Here is a 15,021-nt window from a genome sequence, read left to right as displayed (position 1 = left end):
CTGACTCCTTAGGTCTCTGGTGTGGTGTCGGCTGGGTCAGAAGGTACATCTTGCGCCTCGACGTGCCCTGACCCGACACGGTCCCGCCAGCCCGACACGGGCAGGTTGAACTTGGAGACGAGGCGGTCCGCGAACGGTGCGTTCGACAGCCGTGCGAGGCGCACCGTACCCCCCTGACGCACCACGACGCGAGATCCGCGGGGCAGCCGGATCTCCCGGCGCCCGTCACAGGTCAGCACCCCCTCGACCGTCGACTGCGGCAGCACGTCGACCGTGTACCGGGACTTCGGGCCGATGACCAGCGGCCGCGCGAACAGTGCGTGCGCGGACAGCGGCACCATGAGCACGGCATCGACGTCGGGCCAGATGACGGGGCCGCCACCCGAGAAGGCGTGCGCCGTCGAGCCCGTGGCGGTGGACATCACCACGCCGTCGCAGCCGAACGAGAGCAGCGGGCGGCCGTCCACCCCGATCGCGACCTCGAGCATGCGGTCGCGCGACGCCTTCTCGACGGTCGCCTCGTTCAGCGCCCACCCGACCACGGGCTCCGCCGTGCCGGGCAGGTGCACCGTGACGTCGACCGTGGCACGCTCCTCCACGTCGTAGTCGTGGGCCACGAGCCGCTGGACGGCCGCGCGCAGGTCCTCGCGCTCGGACTCCGCGAGGAAGCCCACATGCCCCAGGTTCACGCCCAGCAGCGGCACGTCGGTGCCCCGCGTCAGCTCGGCGGCGCGCAGGATCGTGCCGTCGCCCCCGAGCACCATCACGGCCTCGGCGTTGTGCACGCCCTCGGCGACGCGCTTGGCCGCCATGTGGTCGCCGAACTCCTCGGCGAGCGCGTCGTCGTGCAGCGTGTACTCGAAGCCCGCGGCCTTCAGCTCGCGCAGGGCCTCCGCCAGCGCCGCGACTGCCTGGGGGCGGCCGCCATGGGTCACGATGAGCACTCGCCGGGTCACGGGCTGGGCTCCTTCTGCTCGTCGGTGTGCTGCTGTGTCTTCCGGGCCGCCGGCGTCGGTTCGGCCGCGGTCCCGGTCTCCTCCCCGCCGTGCACGACGACGGCCGGCGGCTCGGGCGGGCGGCCGGGCCGCCCGGCGGGCTCACCCGGCGCGGGGTCCCAGGCCACCGCCGTCTCGGCGGCGGCGACCAGGGCCAGGTCGTGCTCGTCCACCCAGGCCACGGGGTCGACGGCGAGCCAGACGAAGAACTCCCGGTTGCCGCTCGGGCCCGGCAGCGGGCTCGGCACGACGGCGCGGGCACGCAGGCCCAGGCCGTCGGCGGCGCGCAGCACGGTGGTCACGGCCTCGACGTGCAGCGCGGGGTCGCGGACCACGCCGCCGCTGCCCAGCCGCTCGCGGCCGACCTCGAACTGCGGCTTGACCATCAGCAGCGCCTGCGCGCCCGGGCGCAGCACACCCGCGACGGCGGGCAGCACCACGGTCAGGGAGATGAAGGACAGGTCGGCGACCACCAGGTCCGGGCTCTGCGCGAGGTCACCCGGAGTCAGGTCGCGCACGTTGAACCCCTCGACGACGGTCACCCGGTCGTCGCCGCGCAGCGCGGGCACGATCTGGTCGTGGCCCACGTCGATCGCGACCACGTGGGCGGCCCCGCGGCGCAGCAGCACATCGGTGAAACCGCCGGTCGAGGCGCCCAGGTCAGCGCAGTAGGCACCCTCGACCACGGGCGCGCCCGGGACACGGGCCAGGGCGTCGAGGGCGCCGGCCAGCTTCCAGGCGGCGCGCGACGCGAAGTCGTGCTCGGGGTCGGGTCCGGGCGCGACGGTCACGTCAGCGCCGTCGGCCACCGACGTGGACGGCTTGACCACCACGCGGCCGGCCACCGAGATCCGGCCGGCCGCCACGAGCTCCGCGGCGTGCCGACGCGACCGGGCCAGCCCACGCCGGACCAGCTCCGCGTCCACGCGCGTGCTCGCTGTCATCGTCGCCACCGTCAGGCGTCACCGCTCAGGTGCGCCCGCAAGGCGTCGTGCACCGCCTCGAACCGGGCGACGTGCTCGGCCGGGGGCAGCTCGTCGAGGCCGTCGAGCGTGTCGAGCGCGCGCCGGACGCCCGCCTCGGGATCGGTCCGGCCGATCGCGGGTTCCTCGGTCTCGTAGAACTCGTCCATCGTGCGTCAACGCTCCACTGTGCTCGTCCGTACTGTGCTCGTCCGTGCTCTCGGCCGTGCTGCATGACACGGTACCCGCCGCCCCCGACAGAACCCGGGAGAATTCTGTGGGGATCGCCGAAGTGCGCTTCCACCCAGTCGTTGCGCCCGGAACCGACGTGGTTTCCGGGCGCAATGACTGGGTAGAAGCGCACCTCTCACACCGCGAGGTCCGGGATCGTCTTCTCGTCCACTCGGTCGCCCGCGTCTACCGCGGCCCACGCCGCGGCGCAGGCGGCCCGGACCAGGTCGATGCCCGCGCCGTCGAGCCGGAGCTCGCCGTCGGAGACCCGCGCCGCCGAGCCGCCGGACACGTACCAGCCGTCCGCGAGGACGGGGACCTGGTGCGGCTCCAGCAGCGCCCGCAGGTCGGCGCCGAGGAACGACGGGCGCTCCCCCGGCGCGGCCAGCACGGCGTCCCGCGCCGTCGACACACCGGTGAGCACATGCAGCCCCGGGTACCCGCCGCCGCGTGCGCCCGCAAGATCCGTGTCGAGCCGGTCCCCGATCACCAGCGGCCGGCTCGCCCGGGCCCGCTCGACGGCGAGCCGGTACATCGTGGGCGACGGCTTGCCGGCACTGTCCGGGGTGACCCCCGTCGCGGCCACCACGGCGCCCACGAGGGCGCCGTTCCCCGGCGCGAACCCGCGCGCCGTCGGCAGCGACAGGTCCAGGTTGCTCGCCACGTGCCAGGCACCCCGGCTCACGGCGTACGCCGCCTCGGCGAGCTGGGTCCAGCCCAGCTCGGGGGTGTACCCCTGGGCGACGGCGTCCGGGTCGTCGTCCGCCGACTCCACCACGGTGAAGCCCGCCGACCGCACCGCGGTGACCAGGCCCTTGCCGCCGACGACGAGCACCTTGGCGCCCGCGTCGAGCCGCGTGGTCAGCAGCGCCGCGCACGCCTGCGCCGCGGTCATCACCTCGTCCGGGTCGGTCGGGATGTCGAGGCCCGTGAGCTGGCCCGCGACGTCCTCCGGCTCGCGCGAGGCGTTGTTCGTCACGAAGAGCAGCCGCATGCCACCGGACCGCGCCGCGGCCAGGCTCGCCGAGGCGTGCTCGATCGGCAGATGCCCCTTGTACGCCACGCCGTCCAGATCGACGAGCGCGAGGTCGTAGGCCGCGGCGAGCGGGGCGTCGCTCGCCAGCAGGCCGGCGGTCGCCGTCACTCCTTCTCCTGCCCGACGTCGGACCGGTCACCCCGGGCGGGAGCCGTCGGGGTGATGTCGACCGGCTCGGCGTCGGCCGACTCGGCGTCGGCCGGTTCGGCGGGCTCGGCGAGGTCGGTCGGCTGCGTGGCCGACTCCTCGTCGGACTCGGCGGCGCTCGGCTCGTCGACGGAGTTCGCCTCGGGCTCGTCGGCGTCGGTCACGGCGTCGGGAGCCTCGGCGGAGCCGGACTCCTTCTCGTCGGATCCGGCGTCGGCGGCCGACGGGTCGTCATCCGACTCGCCGTCCCCCTCGTCCTCGTCGTCGTCCTCGTCCTCCGGCTCAGGCTCGTCCGGCGAGTCGGCTGAGTCCGCGGAATCAGCCGAATCGGCGGAGTCTGCCGAGTCAGCAGAATCGGCCGAGTCACCGGAGTCAGCCGAGTCACCAGAGTCAGCCGAGTCACCAGAATCGGCGGAATCCCCGGACTCCTCGGCCTCGTCCGAATCCTCGTCGTCCTCGTCCTCGTCAGAGTCTTCCTCGTCGTCCGAGTCCTCCTCGTCCGCGAACTCCTCCGGGTGATCGGCGGCGTACTCCTGCTCGGCGAGCTCCGCGTCCTCCTCGACGTCGAACACGGTGATGTCCTCGTCCGGGGTCTGCGCGCCGATCGCGCGCTCGAGCGCCTCGCTGTCGACGGTGGCAAGGAGCGCGGCGGCCTCGTCCGCGCGGCCGGCGGCCTCGAGCGCGACCGCGCGGGCCTGCACCACACGCAGCCCGAGGTCGCCCTGGGCGTCCTCGGCCGAGACCTTGTCGAGCACGGCCAGGGCGGCATCGTGCTCGCCCAGGTCGGAGCGGGCGCCGCTGGCCACGATCGCGAGCTCGATGCGTCCGGTCGCGTCGAGCGTCGCGGCCTCCTCCGAGGCGGCGAGCGCCAGCGCGCGCTCCGGACGGCCCAGGCCGCGCTCGGCGTCGGCCATGATCGGCAGGTGCTCGGAGGAGCCGTTCAGCCGGCGGACCGTGCGCAGCTCGCGCAGCGCCTCGGCGTACCGGTTGGTGTGGTACGCCGCGAGGCCCGCGGCCTCACGGACGATGTCGATGCGCCCGGCGCCGCGCACCGCGGCCTGGGTGTGCTCGTAGGCACGCTCCGGGTCGACGTCGAGCAGCCGGCCGGCCATCACCAGGTGCAGCCCGACGTACTCGGCGTGCTCCTTGCTCAGCCCCCGCAGGCGCGAGCGCACGTCGCGGTCGAGCTGGCTGAACGAGGCGTCCTCGGCGATCTCCGGCTCGGGGACCCGGGGAGCACGCTCCTCACCGGCGTCCTGGCGCGGACGGTCGCCACCACGGTCGTCACGGCGCGGACGGTCGCCACCACGGTCGTCACGGCGCGGACGGTCGCTGCCACGGTCGTCGAACGATCGACGTGGGCGGTCGTCGTTCCCCCGGAAGGGACGCGCGCCCCCGTCACGCCCGCCACGGTCGTCGCGGCCACCGCGCTCGTCGCGGCCACCGTACGAGCGGCGCGGCCGGTCGTCGCCATCGCGGCGGAAGGGGCGGTCGCCCTCGCCGCGGCGGGGACGGTCGCCCCCGCGGTCCTCGAAGGAACGCCGGGGACGGTCGTCGAACGACCGCTGCGGACGGTCGTCACGTCCGCGGCCGTCGCGTGCGCCCCGGTCGTCGCGGTCGCCGTAGGGACGGCGCGGACGGTCACCGCGGTCGTCGAAGGACCGCCGCGGACGGTCGTCGTCACGCCGCGGACCACGGTTGTCCCGGTCGTCGAAGGAGCGGCGAGGACGCTCGTCGTCGTTGCGCCGGAACGGACGGTCACCTTCGTTGCGCCGCGGCCGGTCGCCGCCACGGTCGTCGAAGGACCGACGGGGCCGGTCGTCGTCGCGACGGGGGCCACGGTTGTCCCGGTCGTCGAACGAACGACGCGGGCGGTCGTCGTCGCGGCGTGCCGGTCGGTTCCCACCGCGGTCGTCGAAGCTGCGCCGCGGACGGTCGCCCTCGTCGCGGCGGGGACGGTCGCCCCCGCGGTCCTCGAAGGACCGGCGCGGCCGGTCGTCGGACGAACGCTGCGGCCGGTCGTCCCGGTCGAAGCTCCGGCGGGGCCGGTCGTCGTCCCGGCGCGGGCCGCTGCCGGCGCGGTCGTCGAACGAGCGACGCGGGCGGTCGCCGTCGTTGCCCCGGTAGGGGCGCTCGTTCCGTGCACCGCGGTCGTCGCGGCCGCCCCGGAAGTCGCGGTCCCCGCGGCTGTCCCGGTCACCCCGGTTGTCCCGGTCGCCGTAGGAGCGGCGCGGCCGGTCGTCGTCGCTGCGCCGGAACGGGCGGTCACCGCCGCGGTCGTCACGACGCGGGCGGTCGCCGCCCCGGTCGTCGAACGAGCGGCGCGGCCGGTCGTCGTCGCGCCGGGGCCCGCTGCCCCCGCGGGCGCCGTCATACCGGCGGCCCCGGTCTCCACCGCGCTCACCGCCCCGGTCGTCGCGACGCGGACCGTTGCCGTCGTTGCGGTAGGCGCCCTTGCGCTCGCCGCGGCGGTCGCCCTCGCGGTCGTTCCCCTGGTCACGGGGCGTTTCGTTCACGGTGTTCCCTTCGATGACAGATGCCCGAACATTCTCCCACGGGAGCCGTCGTCTCCCGGGGTCGAAAGGATGTGACGTGCGCGTCCGGCGGCGTCGACACAACGCAAGATCGGCAGTCTGCATCGAGATCGGTCCAGCGCTGGACCGATCTCGATGCAGACTGCCGACCAGGCACGAGGGCAGCCCCAGCCGCCACCCGATCAGGTCCTCACCGGGAGGACCTCCGGGTTGTAGGCGTCCGGCCGCCGCAGCATCCGCACGGTCACCAGGGTCAGGGCCGCGACCACGAGCAGCAGCACCACCATTCCCGCGTTGAACGCGAACCCGAAGATCCAGAGATACCCGATCCCGCCCGCCGCGAGGCAGTAGTACGTCATGGGAAGGATCGTCTTGCGGATCAGGTCGCCCTCGCGTCCGAGCAGACCGACCGTGGCGGCCGCGGCGACCACGTTGTGCACGGCCACCATGTTGCCCGCCGCACCACCGACCGCCTGGAGGGCGGCGACGGTCTCGGGCGTCGCGGCCCCGATCCCCAGCCCGGTGTTGAACTGGAACAGCGCGAACATCATGTTCGACACCGTGTTGGAGCCGGCGACGAACGCGCCCAGCGCCCCGATGAACGGGGACACGATCGGCCAGCCCTGACCCGCCAGGTCCGCGGCGGCCTGAGCCAGCGTGATCGGCATCGAGTCGAGCCCGGCCGCATTGAAGTCCGGCCCGGAGTTGATGAAGATCCGCACCAGCGGCACGGCGCACAGCAGGGCGAAGGCCGCACCTCCGAGCTGGCCCACGGCGACCTTCCACGACTCCTTGATCTGCGGGCCCCGCATACCGTGCAGCACGTAGGTCATGAGGCAGACCAGGAGGAAGATGGCCCCCGGTGAGTACAGAAGGTCCATGTTCTGGCTGATCCCGGTGCCGAAGATGTCCGGCACCTCGAGCACCGCGGGGCCGGTGAGGAAGTCCTTGATCACCGGGACGTTCCGGGTGATCAGCAGCAGCGCCGCCACGATGACGTAGGGCGACCACGCCCGGACCATCGACATGCGGCGCGTCAGCGTCGCCGCCTCCGCCGTCGGGTCCACCGTCCCCATCCACCGGTCGCTCCAGCGCTCGCGCGGCGGGAAGTCCCAGACGTCCTTGGGCATGAGAAAGCCCTTCGACGACGTGAACATCACGAGCACCAGCCCGAGGAACCCACCGAGCAGCGACGGGAACTCCGGACCGAGCAGGTAGGCCACGGTCACGTACGGGACGATCATGGCGAGCGCCGCGTAGACGGCGAACGGGGCGACGGCGAGCCCTGCCCGGAACGATCGCGTCTCGCCGTAGAAGCCACACATCAGCGTGACGAGGATGAGCGGCACGAGGATGCCGACGATCGCGTGGATGGTCGCCACCTGGGTCGCCGTGTGGGCGACGAACCCGAGGTGGTCCAGCCCGAGCGCGTCGGCCCGCGCCTGGACCTCGGGGGCCAGCGCCCCCGAGGTGTCCGCCAGGCCCGTGCCCAGCCCGGTCAGCATGGGCGTGCCGACGGCGCCGAAGCTGACCGGCGTCGACTGGATGATGAGGCCCGCCATGACGGCAGCGGCAGCGGGGAATCCGAGTGCGAGCAAGAGCGGTGCGACGACGGCGGCAGGCGTGCCGAACCCGGCCGCACCCTCGATGAACGACCCGAAGAGCCAGGCGACGATGATCACCTGCACCCGCCGGTCGGGGCTGATCGTGGTGAAGCCCGCGCGGATCGTCTGCAGGGCGCCGCTCTTGGTCAGCGTCTCCAGCATCAGCAGCGCCCCGAAGATGATCCAGAGCAGACCGATCGCGATCAGCAGTCCCTGGACGACGGATGCGCCGACCGCGACCGGGGACATCCGCCACGCGAACAGGGCGATGAGTACCACCAGTGCCAGGCCGACCGGCATCGCGGTCCGGGCCGGCCAGCGAAATCCGAGCAGCAGGGTTCCTACGACGAGGATCGGGAGCAGCGCGAGCAGGGCGAGGACGCCGAGGTTGTCCATGGTGACTCCAGTCCGGCCTCGTTGCCGGGTAGGGTTCTCTGGAACTTTCGCATGGTGGAATTCGCACTCCACCCAGCGACAATCTAGCAGCAAACCCCCGCAATCGGGAGTTTTCGCCCGAACGGCTCGCCTCAGCCCAGCAGTTCCTCCGGACCCGCCCCGCGCATGGACGCATCCAGTACCAGCACCATGTGCGCCGTCGGCATCGCGCGGCCCTGCCGGGACAGCGCGTCCGTGATCTGCAGCAGGCAGCCCGGGTTGGACGTCACCAGCAGCTCGGCACCCGTCGCCGCCACGTGCGCGGCCTTGCGGTCCCCCAGCTCCCGCGCCGGCCCGGGGTTGGTGAGGTTGTAGATCCCGGCAGACCCGCAGCACATGTCGCCCTCGGCGATCTCCTTGACCACCAGACCGGGGATCGTCGCGAGCACCGCGCGCGGCTGCGCCTTGACGCCCTGCGCGTGCCGCAGGTGGCAGGCGTCGTGATAGGCGATCGTCAGCGGCAGCGGGTGCCGCGGCGCGACGGGTTCCAGCTCCGCCAGCACCTCCGCGACGTCCCGGGTCCGAGCCGCGAACTCGGCGGCTCGCCCGGCGTACTCGGGGTCGTCCGCCAGCAGGTCCGCGTAGTCCTTCATGGTGGACCCGCACCCGGCCGAGTTGGCCACGATCCGCTCCACGCCCGCATCGGCGAACGCGTCGATCAGCGCCCGTGCGTGGTCGAGCCCCTCGGCCTCCCGCCCGGCGTGCACCGACAGCGCGCCGCAGCAGCCCTGGTCCGGCGGCACCACGACGTCGCAGCCCTCCGCGGCCAGCACCCGCGCCGTCGCCGCGTTCACGCCCGGGTAGAACTCGCGCTGCACGCAGCCCAGCAGCAGCCCGACCGTCATCCGCCGCTCCCCCACCGCGGGCGACAGCGGCGGCACCGGCACGCGCGGCCCCACGGGCGGGGCGATCGCCTCCATGGTCGCCAGCGTCGGCGAGGTCCGCGCCAGCACCGGTCGCACCAGGCGGGAGAGCCCCGAGCGCTGGTACATCGCGAGCAGCGGCAGCACCCGCCGCAACCGCGCCGGGTGCGGGAACAGCGCGAAGATCGCCGACCGCAGCAGCCGCTGCCCGCGCGTGCGGTGCTCGGCACCGCGCCGCTCGACCTGCTGCCGGGTCGCCTCGACCAGCGTGTCGTATCGCACGCCCGACGGGCACGCGGTCACGCACGCCATGCACCCCAGGCACGCGTCGACGTGCTGCACCAGAGCCGCCGACATCGGCTCGCCCTCCAGCCCTTCCTTCATGAGGTAGATCCGGCCGCGCGGGGAGTCCATCTCCTCGCCCCAGAGCGAGTAGGTGGGGCAGGCGGGGAGGCAGAACCCGCAGTGCACACAGTCGTCCACCAGCTCGCGGGAGGGCGGACGGTGCTCGTCGAACGCCCCTTGCCCGTCGGACCCCGGCCCGTCGAAGGAGCCCAGCAGGTCCGGCTTCGCCTCGCTCATCAGATGCCTCCCACGAATCGGCCGGGTGCCAGGTTCCGCCCGGGATCGAGCTGTCGCTTGATCGCCCGCATCAGGTCGAGCCCACCCACGGGCCCCCACACGTCCAGCGCAGCGCGCACCTCGGGTGTTGCGCGCAGCACGGTCACGGTCCCCTCGCGCGGGCTGGGTGCGGCCGCCCGCAGGTGCCCGACGGCGAGCGCGGTCACCTCCGGCGAGCCCGTCACCAGGGCATACAGCACCCCGGCGGCGGTACCGCGCAGTGCGACACCGGCCCCGTACCGCTCCTCGGCTTCCCGCGCCGCGGCCAGCAGCCCGGCCACCCCGGTGAGCGTCGCGGTCGCCTTGGCCAGGGTCGCGCCGTCCGGCAGCGCCGCCCACCACTCCGGCGGCTCCGCCCGGACCCGCCCGCCCAGCAACTCGGCGGCCGCGGAGGCCCGCTGTCCGACGGCGGCCCCGGTCCCCTCCAGCAGCACCGCCACCTCGGCGACGTCGCTGCCCGCGGGCCGGTCGATCTCGACCGCGGCGGGCGCGAGCTGCGAGGCGACCACGTCGCGGGCGCGCGCCGCGACGTCGGCCGCTGGACCCGAGCCGATCACGAAGGCACGGTCCGGCCGCGCCGGATGCAGCCGGAAGGCCGCCCGGACCACGATGCCGAGCGTGCCGTGGGCACCGGTCAGGAGCTTGGCGAGGTCATAGCCGGCCACGTTCTTGACCACCTTGCCGCCCGACGACGCGACAGTGCCGTCGGCGAGCACCACGGTCGCGCCCAGCACGAGGTCGCGCACCCCGCCGCGCTGCAGGCGCCGCGGCCCGGACGCGCCCGTCGACAGCAGACCGCCCACCGTGGAGCCGCCCGCCAGCCGCGCGGGCGGCAGGTCGACCACCAGTTCCTGCGCCGCGCCGCCCACCTTCTCCAGCAGCTCCGCGACGGGTAGCCCCGCCTCGGCCACGACCACCAGGTCGCCCGCGCCGTGTTCCACGAGCCGGTCCAGACCCGTCGTGTCCAGGACCAGGTCCACACGCTCGGGCGGGGCGCCCCAGTCGAGCGTCGTCCCGGCGCCGCGCGCCACCGTGACCAGCCCCTGCGCGGTCGCCTCGCGCAGCACGGCCGCCACGCCGCCCGCCGACGCCGGCCGCGCGACCACCGTCGCGGGTACGCCGTCGACGGCGTCCTCCGGGCCCGCCTCGCGCACCGCGCCGCCGTCCTGCCGCAGCGCGTCGGCGAGCCGCCGCAGGTCCGCCATCAGAAGACCTCCGCCACGCCGGACTCCGCCAGCGGGTGCGCGCCCCGGTGCCGCCCGGGACGTTCCCCGCACAGCCGTGGCGTCGGGAAGACCTTGCCGGGGTTCGAGATGCCCTCGGGGTCGAACGCGCAGCGCACCGCCTGCATCGTGTCCAGGTCGTCCTCGGTGAACATGCGCGGCATGTGCTTGGCCTTGTCCGCGCCCACGCCGTGCTCGCCCGTGATGGACCCGCCGTGCTCCAGGCACAGGTCGAGGATCCCGCCGGCCACGGCCTCGGCCCGGTCGACGGCGCCCTCGACGGCGCCGTCGAACAGCACCAGCGGGTGCAGGTTGCCGTCGCCCGCGTGGAAGACGTTCGCCACCCGCACGCCGGCGCTCTCACCCAGCTCCGCGATCTGCCGTAGCACGAGCGGAAGGGCGGTGCGCGGGATCACGCCGTCCTGCACGATGTAGTCCGGGCTGATCCGCCCGACCGCCGCGAACGCGGACTTGCGGCCCTTCCAGATCAGCGCGCGCTCCTCGTCGTCCGCCGCGACCCGCACCTCGAACGCGCCGGCCCCCTCGCACAGCCGGACGACGTCGTCGAACTCCCCCGCGACGTCCGGAGCCGGCCCGTCGAGCTCGATCACGAGCACCGCGCCCGCGCCGTGCGGGTAGTCGCAGTGCACCGCGGCCTCGGCGGCCTCGATCGCCAGGGCGTCCATCATCTCGATCGCCGCAGGGATCACGCCGGCCGCGATGATCGCGGACGTGGCGGCCCCGGCGTCGTCCATGGTGCGGAAGGCGGCCAGCAGGGTGCGCACCTCCTGCGGCAGCCGCGTCAGGCGCACCGTGGCGGCGGTCACGATGCCGAGCGTGCCCTCACTGCCGACGAGCGCACCGAGCAGGTCGTACCCGGGCGGGTCCGGCGCCTTGCCGCCGATCTCGACCTGCTCACCGGAGGGCGTCACCAGGTCCACGCCGGTCACGTGGTTCGTGGTGAAACCGTACTTGAGGCAGTGCGCGCCGCCCGAGTTCTCGGCCACGTTGCCGCCGATCGAGCACACCGACTGGCTGGACGGGTCGGGCGCGAAGTAGTACCCGTCGGGGCTGGTCGCGGCAGTGAGCTGCAGGTTGATCACCCCGGGGTCCACGACGGCGCGCTGGTTGGCCAGGTCCGCCTCCCGGATCGCCCGCAGCTGCGACATGACCACGAGCACGCCCTCGGCGTGGGGCAGCGCCCCGCCCGACAGCCCGGTGCCCGACCCGCGCGCGACGAAGGGCACGCCGTGCCGGGCACAGGCCCGCACCGCGGTCGCGACGTCGGCCGCGTCGCGAACGAGGACCACCGCCCCGGGGATCACGCGGTACGCGGCGAGCCCGTCGCACTCGTAGGTCCGCCGCCGCTGCCGGTCGGTGATCACCCGCTCTCCGCCCAGCTCGGCCAGCAGCTCGCCGACGACGTCCCCCAGCCCGCTCGTACCGCTCTCACCCATCCGGCAACCTCCTCGTCGCGCGTGGTGCTCGTCGAGTGCTGGTCAGGGCATGCGCGCGTACGCCGGGAGGGTCAGGAAGTCCGCGTAGTCGTCCGCGACCGCCACCTCCAGGAACGTCTGCCTGGCCTCGGCGTAGTCTGCCGGGTCGCCCGGCAGCTTGGCGATCTCCTCCTCCACGATCCGGTCGATCAGGTCGCGCGTGACCTGATGGCCCGTGTCGGCGAGCGTCACGTCGTTGTGCAGCCACTGCCACACCTGGGACCGGGAGATCTCCGCGGTGGCGGCGTCCTCCATGAGGTTGAAGATCGCGACGGCGCCGAGCCCGCCGAGCCACGCCTTGAGGTACTGGATGCCCACGGAGATGTTGTTCCGCAGCCCGGCCTCGGTGACGTCGCCGGGCGTGGCGGCGACGTCCAGCAGCTGCGCGGCGGTGACCTGCACGTCCTCGCGAGTGCGGTCGATCTGGTTCGGCCGGTCGCCCAGCACCGAGGTGAAGACCTCCGTGCAGACCCCGACCATGCCGGGGTGGGCAACCCACGAGCCGTCGAACCCGTCGTTCGCCTCGCGCGTCTTGTCGTCGCGCACCTTGGCGAACGCCGCCTCGTTGACCGCCTCGTCGCGGCTCGGGATGAACGCGGCCATGCCACCGATCGCGTGCGCTCCACGCGTGTGGCACGTCTTGACCAGCAGCTCCGTGTAGGCCCGCATGAAGGGCACCGTCATGGTGACGGCGTTGCGGTCGGGCAGCATGAAGTCCGTGCCCCGGGTCCGGAACGACTTGATCACGGAGAACATGAAGTCCCAGCGCCCGGCGTTCAGACCCGCGCTGTGCTCCCGCAGCTCGTAGAGGATCTCCTCCATCTCGAAGGCCGCGGGGTAGGTCTCGATGAGCACCGTGGCACGGATGGTCCCCCGCGGGATACCGAGATAGTCCTGGGCCAGCACGAACGCGTCGTTCCAGAGGCGCGCCTCCAGGTGCGACTCCATCTTCGGCAGGTAGAAGTACGGGCCCTGGCCCTTCTCGATCTGCCGTAGCCCGGCGGTGGCCAGGTAGAGCGCGAAGTCCACGAGGCTGCCCGACGCCGGACGGCCGTCCACCAGAAGGTGCTTCTCCGGCAGGTGCCAGCCCCGCGGCCGCACGATGATGGTCGCCAGCTCGTCGTCCGGCTTGAGCGCGTAGTGCTTGCCGTTCTCGCCCGTGAAGTCGATGTTCCGGTTGATGGCGTCGAGCAGGTTGAGCTGCCCGCCCACCACGGCGCTCCACTGCGGGGTGTTGGCGTCCTCGTGATCCGCGAGCCAGGCCTTGGCGCCCGAGTTCAGGGCGTTGATGGTCATCTTCCGGTCCGTGGGACCGGTGATCTCGCAGCGCCGGTCGGCGAGGCCGGGGGCGGGCTCCGCGACGCGCCACGTCGGGTCCTCCCGGATGTGCCGGGTCTCGGGCAGGAAGTCCAGGGTGCCGCCCGCCGCGAGGTCTTCGACCCGGCGGCGGCGCGCCTCGAGCAGCTCCAGCCGGCGGTCGTCGAGCGCCCGGTGCAGGGCGACGACGAGCCCGAGGGCCTGCGGGGTCAGCACCTCTTCCGCGCGGGGCGCGATGTCGCCGTTGATCGTCAGGCCGTCCGGAGTGTCCACGTCGAGATCCTTTGGTCGATCGGCTCGGCTCCCGCAATACTTCCATGATGCGGAAACTGAATACTTCCTAGCGAAAACCCTAGGTGCCCGACGACGCCCGGTCAACGCCTCCGCGACCTGTCAGCTACCGGAGAGCTCCGCCGCGACCTCCCGAGCAACCTCGTGCAGCAGCGGGACCGCGCGTTCGCCGAACTCGAACGACACCCGAGCCGCCGGCCCGGACACGGACAGCGCGGTCGGCACCGGCACCCCCGGCACGACGACGGCGAAGCACCGCACCCCGATCTCCTGCTCCCCGTCATCGACGGCGTACCCACGCTCCCGGATCTCGCCGACCGCGGTCAGGAGCGCGTCGACGTCGGTGATCGTCCGATCGGTCGCGGGCTCGAGGCCGGCCCGCGTGGCGATCTCCCGCACCGCGGCATCGGGGAGCTCCCCCAGGAGGGCCTTGCCGACGCCGGTGCTGTGCAGGTGCACGCGCCGCCCCACCTCGGTGAACATCCGCATCGAGTGCGACGACGCCGCCTGTGCCACGTAGACCGCCATCTCACCGTCGAGCATCGCGAGGTTCGCCGTCTCGCCCAGCTCGCGCGCCAGGCGGGCCAGGTGGCGACGCGCGCCGGCACCGAGCTGGCGACCGGCCGCGTCGCCGAGCCCCATCACCCGGGCCCCGAGCGCATAGCGGCGCGAGGGCAGGCGCCGCGCATAACCGCGGGCGACGAGGGTGCGCATCAGGCGATGAATGGTGGGCAGCGGTAGCCCCGACTGCTCTGAGAGCTCGCTCAGGCCGGCATCACCGCCCAGCTCCGCAAGGATCTCCAGCAGGTCGAGTGCTCGCTCGACCGACTGCACGCCAGTCTCTGCCACGTCGTTCTCCCCGTCGATACGCCAGACCTGTCGGTCGACGGAACCAGCATTCCACACAGCGGAAGACGGGGGTGCTGGAGTTGTTCCGCGAATGCAGGTAGGGGGTGGGACGCACAACCCTCTGACAGGCTGTTCGTCCCACCCCCTCCTGGGAATGGTTGTCCGGCGGCGTCCTACTCTCCCACCCCGTCACCAGGGCAGTACCATCGGCGCTGTGGGGCTAAGCTTCCGGGTTCGGAATGGGACCGGGCGTTTCCCCCACGCTATGACCACCGTAACACTATCGAGAACAGGCAACCCCAACACCCACATCACCAGTGGGAAGGGTTGGTGCCCGTGACTCGGGAACCGCATAGTGGACGCGTAGCACAACAAAGAATCTTCTTTTAACTCATGTGAGTGTGGTTGTGAAGTTAT

Annotated in this window: 12 protein-coding genes and 1 rRNA gene; 1 reads left to right on the top strand and 12 read right to left on the bottom strand. The window is 73.1% G+C overall.

The features are described 5' to 3' along the window. Window positions 1-8 precede the first annotated feature (8 nt). The 5 genes from ACH47X_RS19765 to ACH47X_RS19745 form a co-directional block, all read right to left on the bottom strand. The gene (locus tag ACH47X_RS19765) at window positions 9-956 is read right to left on the bottom strand and encodes an NAD kinase (RefSeq protein ID WP_121387838.1); all 948 of its coding nucleotides are present in this window, start codon (window positions 954-956) and stop codon (window positions 9-11) included. Continuing rightward, entirely contained in the window at window positions 953-1,939 is a 987-nt protein-coding gene (locus ACH47X_RS19760; protein WP_397406236.1) for a TlyA family RNA methyltransferase, read from the bottom strand. Before ACH47X_RS19760 ends, ACH47X_RS19765 begins: the two co-directional genes overlap by 4 nt. An 11-nt stretch (window positions 1,940-1,950) precedes the next feature. Then, window positions 1,951-2,127 (bottom strand): hypothetical protein, encoded by a 177-nt coding sequence (locus tag ACH47X_RS19755; protein ID WP_397406235.1) that lies wholly within the window; start codon window positions 2,125-2,127, stop codon window positions 1,951-1,953. A gap of 197 nt (window positions 2,128-2,324) precedes the next feature. Then, window positions 2,325-3,332 (bottom strand): HAD-IIA family hydrolase, encoded by a 1,008-nt coding sequence (locus tag ACH47X_RS19750; protein WP_397406234.1) that lies wholly within the window; start codon window positions 3,330-3,332, stop codon window positions 2,325-2,327. Beyond that, window positions 3,329-4,546, bottom strand: a complete 1,218-nt coding sequence (locus ACH47X_RS19745) for a hypothetical protein (RefSeq protein WP_397406233.1) — start codon at window positions 4,544-4,546, stop codon at window positions 3,329-3,331. The genes ACH47X_RS19750 and ACH47X_RS19745 overlap by 4 nt, the downstream gene beginning before the upstream one ends. On the opposite strand from ACH47X_RS19745, the gene ACH47X_RS19740 reads away from it, so the two are divergent. Further along, window positions 4,511-5,962 (top strand): hypothetical protein, encoded by a 1,452-nt coding sequence (locus ACH47X_RS19740; protein ID WP_397406232.1) that lies wholly within the window; start codon window positions 4,511-4,513, stop codon window positions 5,960-5,962. The two genes, ACH47X_RS19745 and ACH47X_RS19740, sit on opposite strands and share 36 nt — an antisense overlap. Window positions 5,963-6,087: 125 nt before the next feature. On the opposite strand, the gene ACH47X_RS19735 is transcribed toward ACH47X_RS19740, so the two are convergent. The 7 genes from ACH47X_RS19735 to rrf form a co-directional block, all read right to left on the bottom strand. After that, the gene (locus tag ACH47X_RS19735; RefSeq protein ID WP_397406231.1) at window positions 6,088-7,905 is read right to left on the bottom strand and encodes an L-lactate permease; all 1,818 of its coding nucleotides are present in this window, start codon (window positions 7,903-7,905) and stop codon (window positions 6,088-6,090) included. Window positions 7,906-8,036: 131 nt separating this feature from the next. Beyond that, a complete protein-coding gene (locus tag ACH47X_RS19730) occupies window positions 8,037-9,389 on the bottom strand; it encodes a heterodisulfide reductase-related iron-sulfur binding cluster (protein ID WP_397406230.1) in 1,353 nt (450 codons plus the stop codon). After that, window positions 9,389-10,633 carry an FAD-binding oxidoreductase gene (locus ACH47X_RS19725; protein WP_397406229.1) on the bottom strand — a complete coding sequence of 415 codons (1,245 nt, stop codon included), beginning with the start codon at window positions 10,631-10,633 and terminating at the stop codon, window positions 9,389-9,391. The genes ACH47X_RS19730 and ACH47X_RS19725 overlap by 1 nt, the downstream gene beginning before the upstream one ends. Next, entirely contained in the window at window positions 10,633-12,108 is a 1,476-nt protein-coding gene (locus ACH47X_RS19720; protein ID WP_397406228.1) for an FAD-linked oxidase C-terminal domain-containing protein, read from the bottom strand. Before ACH47X_RS19720 ends, ACH47X_RS19725 begins: the two co-directional genes overlap by 1 nt. A 42-nt stretch (window positions 12,109-12,150) precedes the next feature. Then, window positions 12,151-13,737, bottom strand: a complete 1,587-nt coding sequence (gene aceB / locus ACH47X_RS19715; RefSeq protein WP_397406226.1) for a malate synthase A — start codon at window positions 13,735-13,737, stop codon at window positions 12,151-12,153. A gap of 120 nt (window positions 13,738-13,857) precedes the next feature. Next, window positions 13,858-14,604 carry an IclR family transcriptional regulator gene (locus ACH47X_RS19710; protein WP_397406225.1) on the bottom strand — a complete coding sequence of 249 codons (747 nt, stop codon included), beginning with the start codon at window positions 14,602-14,604 and terminating at the stop codon, window positions 13,858-13,860. 160 nt (window positions 14,605-14,764) lie between these two features. Further along, window positions 14,765-14,881 (bottom strand): 5S ribosomal RNA (rrf, locus tag ACH47X_RS19705). Window positions 14,882-15,021: the final 140 nt, after the last annotated feature.

It is taken from the genome of Promicromonospora kroppenstedtii, from assembly GCF_044389675.1.
Classification (GTDB): Bacteria; Actinomycetota; Actinomycetes; order Actinomycetales; family Cellulomonadaceae; genus Promicromonospora; species Promicromonospora kroppenstedtii.
Note: the sequence above shows the minus strand (reverse complement) of the source record. Positions and strands in the feature narration are given on the sequence as shown.